This is a genomic window from Mesorhizobium sp. Primo-A, assembly GCF_003997175.1.
Taxonomy (GTDB): domain Bacteria; phylum Pseudomonadota; class Alphaproteobacteria; order Rhizobiales; family Rhizobiaceae; genus Mesorhizobium; species Mesorhizobium ciceri.
Genome location: NZ_RZTG01000017.1, coordinates 63,869 through 82,657, shown reverse-complemented (window position 1 = coordinate 82,657; position 18,789 = coordinate 63,869). Strand labels below are relative to the sequence as shown.

Below are 18,789 nucleotides of genomic sequence, written 5' to 3'. Positions count from 1 at the left end.
TCGCGACGACAAGCCGTGTGGTGAGATCCATCAGGTCAATTTCCTTATTGCCAACTCTAACGTCTCGAGTTGGACGAGACCTTCCGTACGGAATCGTCGGTCCACGCCAATTGCCTCCGCGCCGGGAGAGAACCATGTCGGCAGCTTTGCCGGAGCAGAAACCCGTTTCGCCGCTGCCCTGCCCGGCGGCTATCATGAAACCAGCACATTCCGGAACTGCCAGGGATCGGATGTGTCGATGTCCTCCGGGAAGAGCCCAGGCCGGCCATCCACAGGCGTCCAGTCCGTATAGACACCAACGAGAGAGCCAAGATAGGGCTTCTGGATCTCCAGGCAGCGCCGGAAGTCCAGATCTTCAACTTCCACGATGCCGGCCTCGGGGTGTCAAGCGCCCAGACCATGCCTGCGAGCACAGCCGACGTGACCTGAAGCCCAGTAGCATTGTGATGGGGCACGAGCTGTCGTGTCTTCAATCGCGAGCTGCGAACCGTACCAAAACGCGTTTCTTGAATGGCCCTAAAGAAGCACGCCAAGTTCATCTATCCCGTCGACGATATGCGCGAAAGTTGTTGGACGCCTTCGCCGCCGAGGCTGCCATTAGGGGTGTTCGGCGGATCTGGGTGCAGAGCCACGATTTCCAGGCGCCAGGATTGTATGAAAAGGCCGGTTTTGTGCGTGTAGCTGAGTTTGCAGATTGGCCGGAGGGACACTCCAACGTTATTCTCTGCAGAACCCTGGAAGCCACGACGGCAACTCCATGACCACCATTTAGCGCAGGTAGCTGACGCGGACGCACTACCCGATATCGAACAGTCGGAGGGTGACGCTTACCGCGAAGTTGCGGAGCTGGCCTGGATTGCCGATGACGAAAACCAAACCGTCGAGCGTCACCGTGAACTTATCGCCAAGGGCACATGCTGGGTAGCGGTGGAGCAGGATGGCCGGACGGTCGCATTCCTGAGCGCGGAGATCCAGGACGACACATTGCACATCTGGGAACTAGCTGCGCGCCTTGACCGACAACGCTCAGGTATCGGACGCGCCTTGCTCGAAAAAGCAATCACAGATGCGAGGGAGCGCCGCCTTGTCGCGATCACCCTGACAACGTTTCGGGATGTGATCTGGAACGCGCCTTTCTATCCGAAGCTGGGCTTTCAGGTGCTGGGCGAGACGCATGCGGGAGACCGGCTTCGTCAAATACTGCGTCGGGAGATCGAACACGGGATGCCGGCAAGCAGGCGCTGCGCCATGCGCCTCATTCTCGGCTAGACGGAAATTGGCTAAAGTGATGGACAAAACCCTTGCTCTGGCAATGCCCGAATTTCGACCGGCTCTGATCGGCTGAGCTGGAAGGTTGATATCGCAGGCTAAAGAGCGTTGAAAAGCTGGCTCGGGCGGACCAATTTACATTGCGAAGAAGATTTTTCGCTATCCGGGAATAAAACGCCGCCCGCCCTGGTCTTCCATGCATACGCTGCTGATTGACCTTGAAGGAACGTCCCCCTGCAACCCCACACACTGACGACCGCGACGGCAATGGTCGACGCATTCCCAGGTGAAGGCGACGCGTTGGCCGCTTGCGGCTCCCAGCCTGTCTGCCTTAAACGTCCTGCCCAGTCGGGATCGAGAGCGCTCAGACGCCGCGGATGCGAGAACGCATCGGGGTGGATGAATCGTTGCGGTCCAGTGTGTGATTGACATCGATGAAACAGTTGCCTTCACATTCACCGCAGCTGGCGACCCTAAATACTTCCGCTGGGTTCGCTTGCAAGACAGAACCATCTTCGCTTCCTGGGCACTCAAGGCGAGGCGCATATCACGGTACACCAATGCTAAGCAGCAATGCGCAGGCCGACCGCTTCAGCGAAGTGGTAATGCCTCATCTCGCCGACGCGCTTTCGCTGGCCCGTTGGCTAACCGGCAATGCCACCGACGCCGAGGATGTCGTGCAGGACGCGTGCATGAAGGCACATGCCAGCATCGCCAGTTATGCCGGCGGCAATGCACGCGCCTGGCTGCTCACCATCGTGCGCAATGCGTGCTACACATGGCTGGCGCGGAACCGCCCGCGCAGCATCGTCTCGGTGGGCGATCTCGCCGATCTCGACGAGGTGAGCTCCGCTCACGCAGCCGATCCACCCGACAGCGAGAGCCCGGAGGCGACCCTGATCGCCAAGGCAGATACCGTAGCACTCGAAGCCGCGATCGCCGCCCTGCCGCAGCCGTTTCGCGAAACCCTCGTGCTGCGCGACATCAATGGCCTCGCCTACCGCGATATCGCGGCCATGCTAGGCGTGCCGATGGGTACGGTGATGTCACGGCTGGCGCGGGCGCGTGGCCTGCTGATCTCTGGCCTTGGGAGGGCGCAATGAGCGCGCACAACGACGGATTGCCCGAGGATGCCGCAGGCATGAACCTGATGCTGCACGCGCTGGTCGATGGCGAGCTTGACGCCGCCGCGGCCATAGCCGTTGAGCGGCGCATAGCCGCCGACCCCAAGCTGGCGGCCGAACATGCCCGCGTCATGGCCTTGCAAGGGGCTGTGGCCGGACTTCCGAAGCCGCAAGTCAGCGACGCCTTCAGCGCGCGCATCGCAGCCATGGCTGCTGCCGGCAATGTCGAGGTACTGCGCCCCAAATCGCCGACGGCACCAGCGAAGGCAAATCGAACGGGGTGGTCGGCGCGCAACTTCGGCTCATTCGATTGGCGCGCCATGGCGGCGTCTATCATGCTCAGCGCGGTGCTGGCCAGCGGTGCAACGCAATGGGCGATCCAGCCTGGCGTAGCCGATGGCTTTGCCGCAGGGGTAGCCAGCGGCCACCAGCGCAGCCTGTTGGCGATGAGCCCGGTGGATATCGTCTCGTCGGACCGACACACGGTGAAGCCCTGGCTCGACGCAAGGCTCGGTCTTTCGCCGCCGGCGCCGGACATGGCCAAGGACGGATTTGCACTCATCGGTGGCAGGGTCGAGGTCATCGGCGGCCGGGCGGTGCCGGCACTGGTCTATCGCCACCGCGAGCATCTGATCACCCTTGTCGCCGAGCCTCAAAAAGCCGGAGCTGTGACCGACCCTGTCGATCTCTCTGAGGGCGGTTTTTCGCTGGTGCAGTGGAGCGACGGCGCCTTCTCCTACTGGGCGATTTCCGACATGGAGCGGCCGGAGCTGGACGATTTCGTAGCGCGCTTCCGCGCCGCCACCGTGACCGGCTGATAGCCGACCGCCCAAACCTTTTCAGCCAATATCAAGTGCGACGTCACCGCTGGCTCGGCTACTTCGCGGTCAGACAGACCCACGGCACCAGCATGGTGCCGACCTCGGACGTGCGCGTGCAGCGTCGGCTGGCCCAGTTCCCGACAGCCGCCGTCCCTGATTTTGGGACCTCCAAAAGAATTTCGCGCCACCCGGGAATAAAGGGATGTCTTGGCGAGTCTTGTTGTTAGCGGGGCCAATTTCCCGGCACGCAACCAAGAAACGAAACAAGGATCTACCAAAATGACCAAGCTCGCTCTCAGCGTGGCTGCCATGCTGCTTGCCTCAAGCGCTGCCTTTGCCGGCAGCGACCATGGCGCCACCAACTCCAACCAGCCGGCCACCAGCGTCGACACCAACGCTACTGCTTCCATTCCCTCCACGCCGCGTCAGGACAGCGTCGACTCCAAGGTGACGACCGGGCCGAGCCAGGGGTCGGTTCAGGACATCATCAACCGGCACAACAACGACGGACTCTGGGGCCGCTGAACGCGCCTCGACCTCCAAACAACAACTTCTCTCAATCCTCAAGATCAGGAACTGTTTCAATGAAAAAGATCGTCCTTACCGCTGCCGCCATCCTCGTTGCCAGTGGCACGGCCTTCGCCGGCAGCGACCACTACGGCTCGAACACTTCCCGCCAGCCGGTCGCCAGCCATTCGGCTTCAAAAATCGACACCTCGCACACCAGCTCGATCCGAGAGGTCAAGAAGATCCATGGTGGTGCCGATGCCAGCGTGCCGGCGCAGTACGGCCAAGGCATCTGGGGCAACTGAGTTTCATCCGGTCAGGACCGATAGGTTCGGCAATCAGGACGGAGGGCCACGCTTGGCTTTCCGCCACCCCCACCTCTTAACACAGGAGATCATCATGTTTAACATGACACGTCGCACGTTGCTTGGGTCCGCAACTGCCGCTGCCGCATTCGGCCTCGCCGGCAGGTTGGAATTCACCCGTCCTGCCTTCGCCGAAACAGCAGTCGAGCCGGCCGTTGGCTTCTACAAATACATGGTCGGCGATATCGAGATCACCGCCATCTATGACGGCATCTGGCGCAAGCCGCACGACCCAGCTTTCATCAAGGATGTCTCCGTCGAGGACACCAAGGCAGCCCTTGCCAAGGCCGGCCTGACGACAGACTTCATGCCTATCCCGCTCACCGTCGTCGTCCTCAAGATGAACGGCAAGGTGATTATGATGGATGCCGGTTCGGGCGTCGGCCAATGGCAAACCAATGCCACCCATCTGCCGGCCAACATGGCCGCCGCTGGCATCGACTACAAGACTATCGACACCATCATGATCTCGCATTTCCATCCCGACCACGTCTGGGGCCTGATGGAAAAGGGGACCAGCGCGCCTGTGTTCCCCAATGCCGAGCTCATCGTCAACGCCACGGAATACAAGTGGTGGACCGACCCCGGCCGACTGGCAAAGCTGCCCGAAGGGCGCAAGCCGGCGGGCAAGCGCATCGCCGAAAACTTCCCGAAATGGAAGAACTGGAAGCTGGTCGAGGACGGCGCCGAAGTGGCGCCTGGCATGCAGATCATCGCCGCGCCCGGTCATACGCCAGGCCATTCGGTCTACCTCGCAAACTCCGGCAAGGAGCAGATCATGATTTCGGCAGACACAATGTATGTGCCGGCACTACTGGCGCCGCATCCGGACTGGCAAGGCACCTACGACCAGGATGGGCCGACGGCCATTACCACGCGCCACAAACTGATCGATCGCGTGATTGCCGACAACATCCGCATCTCCGGTTCGCACTTCCCGTTCCCGGGCACCGGCACCTTCGTCAAGGACGGCAACGCCTACGGCTTCACCCCCGTGCAAATTTAAGCGCGGCAATCCCAAAGCGAGAAAGACAATGGAACCTTCCCTCTTCAACAGGCACAACCTGTTCGGGCTGCTCGGCGCCGTTGCCGTGCTGACTGCCGTTCCGGTCGCCGTCACCGGGCCGGCCTATGCCGTGGACAACATTGAAGGCGACGACGCGCCCGACCTCACCGCAGTAAAAGCCAAGATCGATGCCAAGGACTATAAGGGTGCATTGGCCGATCTTCGTGACCTGGCGCAGGACACGCAGCAGGCCGACGTCTACAATCTGCTCGGCTTCACGCTGCGCAAGACCGGCGATTACACGACGGCACTGACCTACTACACCAAGGCGCTCGAACTGAAGCCGGACCACAAGGCGGCGCGCGAATATCTCGGCGAACTCTATGTCGAGACCGGCGACATGGCCAAAGCTAGGGAGCAGCTGGCATCGCTGACCCAGCTCTGCCCGGCAGGCTGCGAGGAACGCGCAGACCTGCAGAAGGCCATCGACACCAAAGTGACCCAATGAAGCCAGGCGGGCGCCGTCGTGCGGCGCCTGCCCTCTTTCCTATCTGGAGCCAATCGTGACAACGACACAAATCGCCTTGAAACTACATCTCACCGACTTGACCCTGCTGACGGGTCGCCTGCTGCTCTCATTGCTCTTCGTGCATGAAGGCGTTGAGCTGGCGATCCATTTCGACGGTGCCGCAAAAGCCATGGCCGCCCTCGGCGTCAGCCTGCCGCTTCTGATGGCCACCATAGCGCTGCAGCTGGGAGCCGGTCTTTCGATCGGCCTGGGCCTGCTGACGCGTCTGGGCGCGGTCGCGCTCGGACTGTTCTGTTTGGCAACAGCAGCCCTGTTCCACACCAATTTCGCCAGCCAGAACGAATTGCTGCATTTGGAAAAGGATCTCGCCATAGCGGGCGGCATGTTCGTCCTCGCCATCGCCGGAGCCGGCGCGATATCTCTCGACAGGGTGCTGAACGGACTCATGAGGCGCCGGCAACAGGACAGAGAGACGGTTGCCGCGCTCATAGCGGCCGGTAGCCCTTTGTCGGTGGGCGATATCAAGCTCCCGTTCTAATTTCGACCAAGACGCTGGGTCTCATATCAACTCGGCACGCCACAAACGCCTCGGGTGACCAGATGGCGCAAGCCGTTCTTGGCGTGCCGTTCATCGACGTCCGCTTAACGGCACGGATAGGGCCGCCCTATCGGCCGATTTGAGGCGCAAAGCTGCCAATGGGTGTAAGATAAATGCGGTCAGCGAATGGCTGGCCTAGCTTCTTGAATTTGGGCGAACCGCCTCGTAACCAGTTGACAGATAAGATGTGCTAGTCGCTGAGGGTCAGCGTTCTCTGTACGGGTCGCCAAGCCGTTTCCTCGTACTGTATGGTCTGGCGGACCTACTTACGATGACTCCGAATAGATCCGTCCGACAGGGCCGGACCAGCGGTCGAGGTGACTGCTTCCCGGGTCGCAACGTTCTCCAGAAATGTCGTCGCCGGCACGAAGAACAATGTGCCGGTGACCGCGCGGCTGAAGTCCAGCAACCGATCGTAGTTGCCTGGCGGCCGGCCAATGCGCTGCCACGTTTCGAGCCCTAAAGCTGACATTCGCGTCTGTAGCTCAGTAAGGGTTGGAATAAGTCGAACGGTGCCACGGGTGCGCGGGTGGTAAACCCGAAAACCAGGAGGAAGGGGGGCGGCTCTGCTCCCATTTCGACGGCGGCGGCAACATTTTGAGACCAGACCCTCGAGGCCAAGCGCGCGCAAGGCGGCCTTTTCAAAGGTCAACAACGCCGAGTTAAACGTCGAGCAAAACCGTTCCTTGCGGGCGGCTGCAACATGCCAGGACATAGCCGGCCGATTTATCTTCAGCATTCAGCCCGCCTAGATCGTCCATGGCAACTTCGCCGGATAGTTTGGCTATTCGGCACGTTCCGCAAACGCCCTGCTGGCAGGCGGTTGGGATGTAGATGCCACAGTTCCGTGCCGCTTCAAGCAGGGTCTCTCCGGGCGCGCAGTGATGCTCCACGCCCGAGCGGGCGAAACGGACCGAAGACGAAATCGCTGAAGCCAATTCCGACCGCGAACCATTGCTGCCTCCGAAACTCTCCTCGTGATACTGCGCCGGCGGGAAGCCTATTGCGTGAAGGCAGGCCCGTGCCGTCTTCATGTACCCTTCGGGTCCACAGGCAAAAACGGTGCGCCTGTGGAGATTGGGAACGAGGGTCAGCAGCATCTGACTGTCTATTCGGCCAGTTGGCCCCCTCCAGGTGCGATCTTCCTGGCTGCAAACGCACGTTACCCGCACGTTGGGGAAGCGAGAGGCAAGTGCGTCCAATTCCCGTCGAAAGATTATATCACCTGGCGTTCTGGCACTATGAATGAAGGAGATATCCTGGTCGGTTGCGCGGTCGGTAAGCGCACGCAACATCGACATCACGGGCGTTATCCCGCTGCCGCCCGAAAGGAAGAGCGGCGTTTCATATGGCAGGTCATCGAGATTGAATGAGCCGAGCGGCCCTTCGATTTCGACCTCGTCGCCCGCCCCCAAATTGTCGTGGAGCCAATTCGAAACCAGGCCGCCCGGTGTTCGCTTCACCGTGATCTGCAGGTCGAGCGGTCGCGTCGGTGGTGAGGAAACAGAGTAGGAGCGCGTCACCGCGGCACCCTCGATCTTGAGGTGCACGAGCACATACTGGCCCGCGCTGAAGCAGAACATCCGATCCGTCGGGGATGTGAAAACGAAAGTTTTCACATCGGGCGTCTCCTCGATTACACGACGGCAGAGTACGAGCTGCGATGTGGTTTGTGCCCATTGCCGATGACGCATCATCGGGAGGAGGCCGGGGGTCCCAACGTGTGCGTTCATCATTCATCTCGGTTTAAAGTAGAGCCAAGATGCCATTTCCAGGCCCGCCATAACAGGAGCCTCCCTCCCGCGTTATGATCGATTATTTCGATTACATATCCAATGACATCACGGCAACGTGAAGGGCGCGGATTCCCTTGCGGATGATCGGTTCGTGCTTGCGGCGCGCCAGGATGGCCGTGTGTACCGGCTGATGCAGGGTCGGAGCACCTTCGACGATGAACGATGGGCGTTCGAGGGCGAACCTGCGCGCATCGTCACTTCGCATATAGCAGGTCCCGCCCGCGCGCCGTAGCATCATCTCCGCCAAGGTTTCTGATCCCATGGAAAGGCGACAGATCGCCAACTCGCCAAGCAATTCGGCATGGGCCTTCTCCAGCAGGACCGTATAGCCAGGACGAATATAGGTTTCAGGATCGACCTCGGAGAGGGTTCTGGCTACCGTGGAAACCATCACATATTCCTCAACCATCAAATGTTCATAGGAGATTTCGGGTAGGTATCGTGGGGCGTAAAGCACAGCGATGTCGAGATTTCCCATGCTTAGGTCGCTGACCATCTGGTTCGAATAATCCGACTCGACATGGATCGACGATTTGGGAAGAGCCTGACACAGCGTCTCCACCCAACCCGGCAAAACCGAGCGGGTCATCCCGACCTGCGCGGCGACGCGCAAGGTGCCTTCGAAACGATTGAACGCCCGGACATCGTGGCGAGCCTGCGACCATGTGGACAGCAGGGATCTTGCGTAAGCTTCGAACCGGCGTCCTGCGGCGGTCGGTTCCGCCCCAGCGCGTCCGCGCTGGAACAGTTCGGACCCGATTGCGCTCTCGAGGTTCTTGATGCGGGTGCTGATCGTCGACTGGGTCAATCCTAGCCGATCCGCGGTGCGATTGAAGTTTCTCGATTCGATGATGTCCAGAAAGGTCTCGATGTGATCAAGTTGCATGAAATCTCCAATCGAAAAACTCGATCATATTCCACGTATCATAAGCTTGATCAAACAATACTCAAGGCGGAAGCTGTAGCACATCAGCGGCCGGCAGCGCCGCCGGGACGAGATACGGATACGGAGCGGAAGAAGTGTTCATAGTCGACTGCGACTGTCATAATTACTGGTCAAGCGCTACTGTGTTGGAGCCCTATCTCTCCGGCTTGTGGAAAGACATGTTCATCGAGGGCGAGAAAACAGGGCCCGTTGGGGCCTTTCCGCATGGTCATCGGCCCTGGTTCCACCCGCAGGACTTTTCCCGCAAGGACATCCGTCCGAAAACGGAAGCCGACAACTATTTCATCATGAAAGAGAAGCACCTCGACAAATACAAAGTCGACGTGGCGATCCTGCCGGCGATGAGCCTATCGAGGCGTCGACCCTGGCTAACCCTTACTATGCCAGCGCTCTGGTCAGCGCTTACAACGATTATCAGATCGATCAGTGGTTGCCGAAAGACGATCGGTTCATGGGCTCGATCATCATCGCGCCACAGGATCCGAAGCTCGCTGCCGCCGAGATACGCCGTCTTGGCAGCCATCCGCGCATGGTCCAGGTTCTCGCCTCCCAGGGGTCCGTCAAGCCGTATGGCGACCCGTTTTACCATCCGATCTACGAAGCCTGCGCGGAAGTGGGGTTGCCATTCGCCATTCATCTGGGCGGGCATGGCGGCGTGAATTCAACTGCCATTGCTCCTGCTCCGACGACATTCTTCTGGGAAACGCATGCCATTCTGCACATGTCGGCGATGTCGCACGTGGCAAGCATGATCGCCCATGGCGTCTTCGAGAAATGGCCGGACCTCTACTTCGTGATCATCGAGTGCGGCGTCGCCTGGGTTCCGTCGGTCCTTTGGCGCCTGGACGCCGACTACAAAGCGCTGCGCAAGGAGACGCCATGGCTGAAGATGCTGCCGTCTGAATATTGCCGGCGCAACATCCGCTTTTCCACGCAGCCGCTGGAGCAGCCTGCAAACATCCAACATCTCTGGTCCACGCTCGAAGCGATGGACGGCGAAAACACGCTGATGTTTGCATCAGACTATCCGCACTGGGATTACGACGATGCCAACACGCTGCAAATCCCTCCTGCATGGAAGAGCAAGATCATGGGACTGAACGCGCTGGAAGTCTACAAACGCATCCCCCGCGCGCAAGCCGCGAATGCCGCCTGAGGAAGCATACGATGCCCGAGAAGACATATATCTGCCGCGTCGACGAGATCGAAACAGGGTCTCCGTTCATCGCCAAGATCCGCAGCCTTTCGGTCGGGATTTTCCGCATCGGAGATTCATTCCACGCGCTGCTGAATGTCTGTCCGCACCGCGGCGCTCCGCTTTGCGAGGGGCCGCAATGCGGCACAACCGCGCCCGTTGAACAGGCGCAATTCATCTATCATCGCGAAAACGAGATCGTTCGATGCGCCTGGCACGGGTGGGAGTTCGACATCAAGTCAGGCGCGGCCTTGGTCGATCCCTCCGTTCGCGCGCGCACATTTCCAGTCACCGTCGAAGCCGGCGGCATCTACGTGACGGCCTGATTGGCGCAAGCCGATTGGGATTGGAAAAATTCGAAGGAAAGGTGGCGGAGCCAATAAGCAGATTTGTTCGCCGGTGCTTGACGAGAAATAACGCGGGGAACTCCGCAATGGGAGAGTCAAATGTCAGAATCTGAATACAAGCTTGGTATCGCGCAAAGCCTGGTCGGAGGCGGCAAGGTTTCCCGCCGCGACTTCATTCATCTTGGGCTGGCCGCGGGCCTGACCGTTGCCGCCGCCGACCGGCTGTTCGTGAGCACGGCGCGGGCCGAACCGATGCAGGGCGGCTTCGCCAAGCTCGGCATGGCTCATGGCGCGACGACGGATTCGATCGATCCGGCCGGCTACCCCGACACGTTCACACAAACCGCATTTTCGGGCTCGCTGTCCAACAGCCTCACTGAGGTCGACGCCAAAGGCAATGTCCAACCGGACCTCGCCGAGAGCTTTGAAACTTCGGATGGAGCCAAAACCTGGGCTTTCAAGCTGCGCAAAGGCGCAACCTTTCACAACGGCAAGACCGTGAAGGCGGATGACGTCGTGACCTCCTTGCAATATCACATGGGCAAGGACACCAAATCGGCGGCGAAGTCGCTGTTGGACTCCGTCGCCGATGTCAAGTCGGACGGCCCGGAAACGGTGGTCTTCACGCTCAAGAGCGGCAACGCCGATTTCCCTTACATCATGAGTGACTACCATCTGGTCATCATGCCGGCCAAGGACGGCAAGGCGGATTGGGCTTCAGGCGTTCGCACCGGTGCTTTCGTCCTCGAGAATTTCCAGCCCGGCGTTTCGGCCAAGCTCAAGCGCAATCCAAACTACTTCAAGAATGGCAAGCCCTATCTCGACGAGGTGGAGTTCATCGCCATCACAGATCTCGCCGCTCGCATGGCGGCGCTATCCACGGGGGAGGTGGACTATATCGGCCGCGCCGACCTCAAGACCCTCGGCATGTTGAAACGCAATCCCAAGGTGGAAATCGTCGAGGTCACTGGCTACGGGCACTATACCTTGCCGATGAATGTCACGATGGCGCCGTTTGATAATCCGGACGTGCGAATGGCATTGAAATGGGCGATCAATCGCCAAGAAATCGTCGACAAGATCTTTCTTGGCCACGCCACTGTGGCCAACGACAACCCGATCGCGCCGGCCATCAAATTCGCCAAGGATCCGCAACCGCAACACAGCTTCGATCCGGAAAAAGCCAAGCACTACCTGAAAAAGGCCGGAATGGAGAACCTGAAGGTGGACCTCTCGGTGGCCGATGCCGCCTTTGCGGGGGCGGTGGATGCGGCTTCGCTCATTCGCGAAACGGCAGCCCAATGCGGCATCGACGTCAATGTCGTGCGTGAGGCCGAGGACGCTTATTGGGACAATGTCTGGCTGAAGAAACCCTGGTGCGCTTCCTATTGGAGCGGTCGGGCAACCGCCGACTGGATGTTCACGCAAGCCTTTGCCGCGGACTCCAGCTGGAACGAAACGTTCTGGAAAAATCCCCACTTCAACGAATTGCTTGTCCAGGCACGCGCCGAGACGGACGAAGCCAAACGAGCGGCGATGTATGCCGAGATGCAGCAACTAACCCACGATGACGGCGGCAGCATCGTGCTGGTCTTCAACAATTTCGTCAGCGCCCAATCCAAAAAGCTCGCACACGGTGATGTGGCGCCCAACTGGGAGAACGATGGACTGAAAATGGCCGAACGCTGGTGGATCGCCACGGCATGAGATGGCGGGCCGGAGCCGCGATGGTTTTGAGGCTCCGGTCAGCTGGCTCCGAGTGCAGGGTTGCCGCCCAGGAAACGCCACGCACATGAACCCCGTCGCAAGAACGGTCCTGCAGCGCCTTGGCCTCGGTCTGGTCACTTTGTTTATCGTGTCCATCATCATCTTCTCTGCGATCGCGATGCTCCCAGGCGACTTCGCCAAGGCCACGCTCGGGCAGTCGGCGACGCCCGAAACGGTCGCCGCGTTTCAGCGGGAGATCGGCATCGATCGTCCGCCTGTCGAGCGCTACTTCGCTTGGATCGCCCAGATGCTCCATGGCGATTTCGGCTCTTCGTTTGCGAGCCGCACCGGATATCGGCGTACCGTGGCCGAGATCATCGCCCCCCGCCTCTACAACACGATGTTCCTTGCAGCGGTGACGGCGCTGATAGCCGTTCCCCTGGCCTTGGGGCTTGGCATTCTGGCTGCGCTGTACCGCAACGGCTGGTTCGACCGGCTGGTGAATGTCGCGACACTGACAACCATTTCATTCCCGGAATTTTTCGTCGCTTATATGCTCGCCTACCTGGTGATCTCGCGCGACACGTTCATCGGATCCGATTTCGCTCAAACGCTGCCTCATTGGCTCACTGTCTCGCTGAACTGGGCGCTCAATGCGGTTCCCAAATTTCCGACATTGTCGAATGTGAACGATCAGACGCCATTTTGGGAGCATCTCTGGAAAGTCGCCCTGCCGGCAATCACCCTTGCGCTTGTAATCGTGGCCCACATGATGCGCATGACCCGAGCGGCCATCATCAACATGCTGTCAAGCCCCTACATCGATATGGCGCGCCTCAAGGGAATGTCCCCGATGGTGATCGTGCTGAGGCATGCCCTGCCCAATGCCTGGGCTCCGATCGTCACTGTGGTCGCGTTCAATCTGGCGTATCTCATCGTCGGAGTGGTCGTGGTCGAGGTCGTGTTCGTTTACCCCGGCATCGGCCAGCTGATGGTTGACGCGGTAAAATCCAGGGATGTTCCGGTTGTCCAGGCCTGCGCCCTGATTTTCGCCGCGACTTATATCCTTCTCAACCTGCTAGCCGACATTATTTCCATCGCCACCAATCCCAGGCTCTTGCACCCACGATGACCAGATCCGAATCTGTCGCGGAGCTTCAGAGGCTGAGGCGCTCGCGTGCCACCCGGGCGAAAACTGCGCTGAAGAAGGCACCGTTCAGCGCGTGGTTCGGCATCGTCGTGATCCTCGGCTACGTCTTTGTTGCGGTCTTCGCGCACTGGATAGCCCCATATGGCGAGACGCAGGTTTTCAGCGAAGCCTTCGCGCCGTGGAGCCAGGAGTTCAAACTGGGAACCGATCAGCTCGGCCGCGACATGCTCACCCGCTTGATCTACGGTGCGCGCAACACCATCGCTATCGCGGTCGCGACCACGTTGCTGTCCTTCGCGGTCGGCGTCTCGCTCGGCCTTCTTGCCGCATTGTACAGGGGGTGGCTCGACCAGATCTTGTCACGTGCGGTGGACGTGCTGATGTCAATCCCGAGTCTGATCTTCGCGCTGGTGCTGCTGACGATCTTCGGCTCTTCGATCACGAGCCTGATTGTCATCATTGCGCTTCTCGATTCCACCCGGGTCTTTCGGCTTTCTCGCGCCGTCGGGCTTAACGTGGCGGTGATGGAATATGTCGAGGTGGCACGATTACGCGGCGAGGGACCAAAATGGATCATCGCCAAGGAAATCCTTCCCAATGTCATGCCGCCACTGGTCGCCGAGTTCGGCTTGCGATTCTGCTTCGTGTTCCTGACAGTCGCGGCGCTGTCGTTTCTCGGCGTCGGTATTCAGCCGCCGACGGCCGATTGGGGATCAATGGTGCGCGAGAACGCGACCCTGATCACCTACGGCGACGTCACCCCGCTACTTCCGGCCGGCGCGATTGCTCTCCTTACCGTGTCCGTGAATTTCGTTGTGGACTGGTTCCTGCACGCAACAAGCGGGTTGCGGGATGAAAAGTAGCGGTCCAAGCTCACGCGAAAAAGGCACGGATCTACTTCAAATCCGCAATCTGCATGTGGAGGGGTTCTCGGACGAGCGCTGGCATCCGATTGTCCGCGGGATCGATCTGACGCTGAAGCGGGGCGAGGTTCTTGGCCTGATCGGCGAATCAGGCGCCGGCAAGTCCACCATTGGCCTTGCCGCAATGGGTTATGCCAAGCCGGGCTGCCGGATCATGCAAGGCTCGGTCCTGTTCGACGGGATTGATCTTCTGGCAGTCAATGAAAAAGGGCGCCGTCGCCTCAGGGGCTCCCGCATTGCCTATGTCGCACAAAGCGCGGCTGCCTCTTTCAATCCGGCACATCGGCTCTTGGAACAAACCGTCGAAACAGCGGTGGCGCATGGAATTGCCGGCCGGGAAGAGGCGAACCGGAGCGCCGTCGATCTTTATCGACGCCTTCAACTCCCAGAACCGGAGACCATAGGCTTTCGCTATCCTCATCAGGTCTCCGGCGGGCAGTTGCAACGGGCAATGACAGCGATGGCAATGGCTTGTCGTCCGGACCTCATAATATTCGACGAGCCAACAACCGCGCTCGACGTGACCACGCAGGTTGAAGTTCTAGCTTCCATTCGCAACATCGTGGAGGAATTCAGCACCGCTGCAATCTACGTGACGCATGACCTGGCGGTGGTGGCGCAAATGGCGGATCGTATCATGGTTCTGCGCCACGGACGCACCGTGGAGGAGGCTGATACACGCCAGATGCTGGCCTCGCCCAGCCAGGAATATACCAAAACGCTCTGGGCCGTACGCAAGCTCGCCAAGCCCGAAGTTCCAGCCGATGACTATCTGCTGACGATAGACAACGTTACCGCGGCCTATGCAGGAAAGGTCAAGGTGCTCCAGGATGTCTCCATCAAGGTTCCGCGCGGAAGAACCGTGGCCGTGGTCGGCGAATCCGGTTCGGGCAAATCGACGCTCGCGCGAGTCGTCACCGGTCTCTTGCCGCCAATTTCAGGTTCGATTTCTTTTGCCGGGCAGCCCCTTTCCACGAGCCTGAAGACGCGGCCGAAGGAGGTCCTGCGCCGCATGCAGATGATTTACCAAATGCCCGACAACGCCCTGAATCCGCGCCAGACGGTCGAAGAAATCATAGCTCGGCCGCTCGAATTCTACCTCGGCCTAAAGGGCGCGCAGAAGGATCGCCGGATCTGCGAACTTATGCACATGGTCGAGATGAGCGAGGATTTTCTGGAACGCCTGCCTGGCGAGCTATCGGGCGGCCAAAAGCAACGCGTCTGCATTGCCCGGGCGTTGGCAGCCGATCCAGAGCTTATCATCTGTGACGAGATCACGTCCGCGCTCGACCAGATCGTCCAAGAGGAAATCCTCAAGCTTCTCATGCGCCTGCAGCGTGAACTCGAAATGAGCTACATCTTCATTACCCACGACATTGCTACCGTAAGGGCGATAGCCGACCAAATCGTTGTCATGCACCAGGGCAAAGTCGTTGAACAGGGACTGAAGAGCCAAGTTCTCACACCTCCCCATGCCGCTTACACCGAACGGCTTTTGTCGTCCGTACCGGAAATGGATCCGGACTGGCTTACAAGGCTGCTGGCCAGCCGGAAGGTCTGACAGGGGGACCCCGTCCACCTAGGCCCCTGGCATCCTTCCACGTGCTTTGAAGGGCATGATCGTGCTCCGCTTCAATCGGGCTGGCCAGCCCGACAAACGGAGCCAACCATTTCACCGTTTCGTCGCTAAGAAAGCTGGCGACCCAGGAGATCTCGGTATTAGCTCACGAACGGCAGCTTCTGTTTGCTTAAAAGAAGCGCTCTGAGGCACATCGGAGCTACGACGCAGTCCCTGTGATGTCTGCTTTTTGGAAGCGGCTGCTAATCTCTCAATGACCAAGATTGGGCAGCAAAGCTGCCAAGGGGTGTAAGATAAATGCAGCCAGCGAATGGGTGGCCTAGCTTCTTGACTCAATTTGGGCGAACCGCCTCGTAACCAGTTAATAAATAACGTCGGGTTAGTCGCACTGTCTGCAATCCGGGTGGCGAACGAGGATCAAGGAAGGAACAAGGGGGCCGTGCCCAAGTTCGGGGCATGTACCACCGCCGCCGATGAACTCGAGCGGCTGCGCAGCAACAACCGAGGCACGGGATCATGACCGTTCAGATTCGACTTTCCGAGATCGACCACGCCAGGCGCGAAGATCATGGCGACGGTGCCTGGAGCATCGCACCGGACCTGGGTTATTTGCGGCTGGCAATCGTCAATGTCGTGTTCTTCGGCGCACCGCGCAGCGGAGATCGGAACTGGGTGCTAATAGATACGGGGTTGCCGACGTCGAGAAGCAGTATTCTTGCGGTCGCGGAAAAGCGGTTTGGCACCAACGCACGGCCTGCCGCGGTTATCCTGACACACGGCCATTTTGACCATGTGGGAACGGTTCTGGACCTCGCGAATAGGTGGGAGGTGCCCGTCTTCGCGCATCGACTCGAGCGGCCCTATTTGGACGGAACTGAATGTTATCCGGCACCGGATCCCTGGGTCGGGGGCGGACTGATGGCGCTGCTTTCGCCGCTCTTTCCACGCGGGCCGATCGATCTTGGCAACCGATTGGAACTCTTGCCCGCCGACGGATCGGTCCCCGGAATGCCCGGATGGCAATGGCTGCACACACCCGGGCACGCCCCTGGTCACATTTCGCTCTGGCGCGAGGAAGACCGCTCGCTGATCGTAGGGGACGCTTTCATCACCACCGGTCAGGAGTCGGTCTATGAGGTCGCCGTCCAGGATCTCGAGATGCACGGTCCGCCGCGCTACTTCACGCCGGACTGGGATGCGGCGGAAAGATCTGTGAAGCGTCTGGCTGCCCTGAACCCTCAGATGGTCATCACTGGACACGGTGCGGCTGCCGCTGGAGTGGGCATGCGTAAAGCTCTTGACAGTCTGGCTGAGCGCTTCACGGTGTTCGCCGTCCCGCCGAAATCAAAATTCGTACGCGAGCCAGCGATGGCTGCAAATAGCTGAGGTAACCGAGCCGCCGTCGTTGTGAATATGGTCACGTTGGACAACTCCATCTCTCGAGCAGGTAGAGTTCCCCCCTCGGGTCGCGCCCATGTCGCCCAAACACTGACAAGCGGAACAATCCCGGGAGGCGCCAGTTAGGCGGCGCACGCTTGGGCGACTTGCGGCCAGCCCCGAAAAATCCCGCGTCAGGAGCAGACGTCAGATGGAAAACGAGCACCCCGAAGGACGTGTCCTCTCCGCCGGCGCGGCGATCGGCAAGAAGTTCGGGCCCCACCGGTCGTCATTAGCCATGACTGGCGTCGATTCGCTCATGGGCCAAAACCGTGGAGCGGTTCTGGCTCCACCAGCTTGATGGGGTGATCGACTTAGCTGTGCTCCATCGCCGTGCCGCCGAATTGGAGTTTGTGCATGAGCCAGCGAGGAGGAACAAACCGGGGAAGCGCCAGTTAGGTCCTTCGTCCGGCGGAGGGCGGCACCCCGGCCACGCGCCTTGAAGTTGGTTCAGAGGAAGGCTTCAGATGAGAAGTGCCAAGAGCGCGTGCCCCAAGAACGCGTCCTCTCCAGGATTGGTGGCCGAGCAAGTGTTGTTGCCATCCAGCCCCAAGCCGGGGCGGCAACTGCTCTGGATCCCGGCAATCGCATTCTTGCCCGGTTGCGCGGGGGGTGTGCTCGACCCGCAAGGACCCATTGGCTCGGGCAACCGCACGATCCTCTTGAACTCACTGGCGGTGATGCTGGTGATCGTTGTTCCGACGCTTGTTGCGCTCTTGGCCTTCGCATGGAAATTCCGCGCCTCGAACAGCGACGCGCGCTATGACCCGGAGTTCACCTATTCGGGGCGCATCGAGTTGATCGTCTGGTCGATCCCGACGCTCACCATCCTTTTCCTTGGCGGGCTGATCTATTATGGATCGTACCAGCTCGATCCGCGCAAACCGATCCCTTCCGCGCAGCCGCCGCTCGACATCCAGGTGGTGGCGCTCGACTGGAAATGGCTGTTCCTCTATCCCGAGCAGGGCGTGGGCGCTGTCAATCAATTGGTTATCCCCGCCGGCGTTCCAGTTCATTTCAAGCTGACCTCGGCCAGCGTGATGAACACGTTCTTCGTGCCCCAGCTTGGCAGCATGGTCTACGTCATGAACGGCATGCAGACCGAGTTGCATCTGCAGGCCGACTATGAGGGCAGCTTTTTCGGCCAGTCGGCGCACTTCAGCGGCGACGGCTTCTCGGACATGAACTTCAGCGTGAGCGCGGTTTCAGCCGATGCCTTCACCCGCTGGACGTCGTCGCTGCGTGGCGGCGGCGGCGTGCTCAACGCGAATGCCTATCGCGAGCTCGCCCGGCAAAGCACCAACGTGCCGCCGTCCACGTTCGGCCATGTTCAGCCCGGGCTGTTCGATGCCGTCGCTCAGCAGATATTGCCCCCGGGTCCGGGGCCGGCCGAAAGTGCCGCCGGCGGCGAGCCACAGGTGAGCCCAAAGGCATTGCCCGCGGCGGCGCCGCCGACGGGGCATCATCCACAGGCAGAAGGGGCGGAATGA

General features: G+C 60.0%; 17 protein-coding genes and 3 pseudogenes. 16 read left to right on the top strand and 4 right to left on the bottom strand.

All coding sequences use genetic code 11. The features are described from left to right. Positions 1-192: 192 nt before the first annotated feature. Positions 193-555, bottom strand: a pseudogene (locus EOC83_RS27740) (saccharopine dehydrogenase C-terminal domain-containing protein); the annotation flags it as partial. Between the two features lie 132 nt (positions 556-687). Here EOC83_RS27740 and EOC83_RS27730 point away from each other — a divergent pair. The 8 genes from EOC83_RS27730 (at position 688) to EOC83_RS27695 (ending at position 6,159) form a co-directional block, all read left to right on the top strand. After that, the gene (locus EOC83_RS27730; RefSeq protein ID WP_206516556.1) at positions 688-1,269 is read left to right on the top strand and encodes a GNAT family N-acetyltransferase; all 582 of its coding nucleotides are present in this window, start codon (positions 688-690) and stop codon (positions 1,267-1,269) included. A 560-nt stretch (positions 1,270-1,829) separates the two neighbouring features. Next, on the top strand, positions 1,830-2,372 hold the full coding sequence (locus tag EOC83_RS27725) for a sigma-70 family RNA polymerase sigma factor (RefSeq protein ID WP_027162036.1): 543 nt from the start codon (positions 1,830-1,832) through the stop codon (positions 2,370-2,372). Further along, positions 2,369-3,211, top strand: a complete 843-nt coding sequence (locus EOC83_RS27720) for an anti-sigma factor (protein WP_063170608.1) — start codon at positions 2,369-2,371, stop codon at positions 3,209-3,211. The genes EOC83_RS27725 and EOC83_RS27720 overlap by 4 nt, the downstream gene beginning before the upstream one ends. Before the next feature lie 282 nt (positions 3,212-3,493). Next, the gene (locus EOC83_RS27715; RefSeq protein ID WP_063170609.1) at positions 3,494-3,739 is read left to right on the top strand and encodes a DUF680 domain-containing protein; all 246 of its coding nucleotides are present in this window, start codon (positions 3,494-3,496) and stop codon (positions 3,737-3,739) included. A gap of 59 nt (positions 3,740-3,798) precedes the next feature. Further along, the gene (locus EOC83_RS27710; RefSeq protein ID WP_063170610.1) at positions 3,799-4,026 is read left to right on the top strand and encodes a DUF680 domain-containing protein; all 228 of its coding nucleotides are present in this window, start codon (positions 3,799-3,801) and stop codon (positions 4,024-4,026) included. A 94-nt stretch (positions 4,027-4,120) separates the two neighbouring features. Continuing rightward, complete coding sequence (locus EOC83_RS27705; protein ID WP_027162032.1) at positions 4,121-5,092, top strand: MBL fold metallo-hydrolase; 972 nt, start codon at positions 4,121-4,123, stop codon at positions 5,090-5,092. A gap of 28 nt (positions 5,093-5,120) precedes the next feature. After that, on the top strand, positions 5,121-5,600 hold the full coding sequence (locus tag EOC83_RS27700; RefSeq protein WP_063170611.1) for a tetratricopeptide repeat protein: 480 nt from the start codon (positions 5,121-5,123) through the stop codon (positions 5,598-5,600). A gap of 97 nt (positions 5,601-5,697) precedes the next feature. Continuing rightward, entirely contained in the window at positions 5,698-6,159 is a 462-nt protein-coding gene (locus tag EOC83_RS27695; protein WP_338039906.1) for a DoxX family protein, read from the top strand. Between the two features lie 322 nt (positions 6,160-6,481). Here EOC83_RS27695 and EOC83_RS33370 read toward each other — a convergent pair. From EOC83_RS33370 to EOC83_RS27680, 3 genes and pseudogenes are all read right to left on the bottom strand, one after another. After that, a pseudogene (locus EOC83_RS33370) lies at positions 6,482-6,658 on the bottom strand (peroxidase); the annotation flags it as partial. Between the two features lie 223 nt (positions 6,659-6,881). Beyond that, the gene (locus tag EOC83_RS27685; RefSeq protein ID WP_158515817.1) at positions 6,882-7,838 is read right to left on the bottom strand and encodes a hybrid-cluster NAD(P)-dependent oxidoreductase; all 957 of its coding nucleotides are present in this window, start codon (positions 7,836-7,838) and stop codon (positions 6,882-6,884) included. A gap of 205 nt (positions 7,839-8,043) precedes the next feature. After that, positions 8,044-8,901 (bottom strand): LysR family transcriptional regulator, encoded by an 858-nt coding sequence (locus EOC83_RS27680; protein WP_027162028.1) that lies wholly within the window; start codon positions 8,899-8,901, stop codon positions 8,044-8,046. A 134-nt stretch (positions 8,902-9,035) separates the two neighbouring features. On the opposite strand from EOC83_RS27680, the pseudogene EOC83_RS27675 reads away from it, so the two are divergent. From EOC83_RS27675 to cyoA, 8 genes and pseudogenes are all read left to right on the top strand, one after another. After that, a pseudogene (locus EOC83_RS27675) lies at positions 9,036-10,117 on the top strand (amidohydrolase family protein). 11 nt (positions 10,118-10,128) lie between these two features. Then, positions 10,129-10,482 (top strand): Rieske (2Fe-2S) protein, encoded by a 354-nt coding sequence (locus EOC83_RS27670; protein ID WP_023809364.1) that lies wholly within the window; start codon positions 10,129-10,131, stop codon positions 10,480-10,482. Positions 10,483-10,602: 120 nt separating this feature from the next. Beyond that, complete coding sequence (locus EOC83_RS27665; RefSeq protein ID WP_063170614.1) at positions 10,603-12,210, top strand: ABC transporter substrate-binding protein; 1,608 nt, start codon at positions 10,603-10,605, stop codon at positions 12,208-12,210. A gap of 85 nt (positions 12,211-12,295) precedes the next feature. After that, the gene (locus EOC83_RS27660; protein ID WP_063170615.1) at positions 12,296-13,342 is read left to right on the top strand and encodes an ABC transporter permease; all 1,047 of its coding nucleotides are present in this window, start codon (positions 12,296-12,298) and stop codon (positions 13,340-13,342) included. Positions 13,343-13,449: 107 nt separating this feature from the next. Further along, complete coding sequence (locus EOC83_RS27655; RefSeq protein WP_318014155.1) at positions 13,450-14,223, top strand: ABC transporter permease; 774 nt, start codon at positions 13,450-13,452, stop codon at positions 14,221-14,223. Then, a complete protein-coding gene (locus EOC83_RS27650; protein ID WP_063170616.1) occupies positions 14,213-15,844 on the top strand; it encodes an ABC transporter ATP-binding protein in 1,632 nt (543 codons plus the stop codon). The genes EOC83_RS27655 and EOC83_RS27650 overlap by 11 nt, the downstream gene beginning before the upstream one ends. Before the next feature lie 534 nt (positions 15,845-16,378). Then, on the top strand, positions 16,379-17,248 hold the full coding sequence (locus EOC83_RS27645) for an MBL fold metallo-hydrolase (protein ID WP_027162022.1): 870 nt from the start codon (positions 16,379-16,381) through the stop codon (positions 17,246-17,248). A gap of 569 nt (positions 17,249-17,817) precedes the next feature. Continuing rightward, a complete protein-coding gene (gene cyoA, locus EOC83_RS27635; protein ID WP_244507018.1) occupies positions 17,818-18,789 on the top strand; it encodes a ubiquinol oxidase subunit II in 972 nt (323 codons plus the stop codon).

Coding starts and splice junctions, on each gene's coding strand:
- EOC83_RS27710 (WP_063170610.1), top strand. CDS start 3,799: ATGAAAAAGATCGTCCTTACCGCTGCCGCCATCCTCGTTGCCAGTGGC.
- EOC83_RS27665 (WP_063170614.1), top strand. CDS start 10,603: ATGTCAGAATCTGAATACAAGCTTGGTATCGCGCAAAGCCTGGTCGGA.
- EOC83_RS27680 (WP_027162028.1), bottom strand. CDS start 8,901: ATGCAACTTGATCACATCGAGACCTTTCTGGACATCATCGAATCGAGA.
- EOC83_RS27715 (WP_063170609.1), top strand. CDS start 3,494: ATGACCAAGCTCGCTCTCAGCGTGGCTGCCATGCTGCTTGCCTCAAGC.
- EOC83_RS27725 (WP_027162036.1), top strand. CDS start 1,830: ATGCTAAGCAGCAATGCGCAGGCCGACCGCTTCAGCGAAGTGGTAATG.
- EOC83_RS27700 (WP_063170611.1), top strand. CDS start 5,121: ATGGAACCTTCCCTCTTCAACAGGCACAACCTGTTCGGGCTGCTCGGC.
- EOC83_RS27645 (WP_027162022.1), top strand. CDS start 16,379: ATGACCGTTCAGATTCGACTTTCCGAGATCGACCACGCCAGGCGCGAA.
- EOC83_RS27720 (WP_063170608.1), top strand. CDS start 2,369: ATGAGCGCGCACAACGACGGATTGCCCGAGGATGCCGCAGGCATGAAC.
- EOC83_RS27705 (WP_027162032.1), top strand. CDS start 4,121: ATGTTTAACATGACACGTCGCACGTTGCTTGGGTCCGCAACTGCCGCT.
- EOC83_RS27650 (WP_063170616.1), top strand. CDS start 14,213: ATGAAAAGTAGCGGTCCAAGCTCACGCGAAAAAGGCACGGATCTACTT.
- EOC83_RS27670 (WP_023809364.1), top strand. CDS start 10,129: ATGCCCGAGAAGACATATATCTGCCGCGTCGACGAGATCGAAACAGGG.
- EOC83_RS27660 (WP_063170615.1), top strand. CDS start 12,296: ATGAACCCCGTCGCAAGAACGGTCCTGCAGCGCCTTGGCCTCGGTCTG.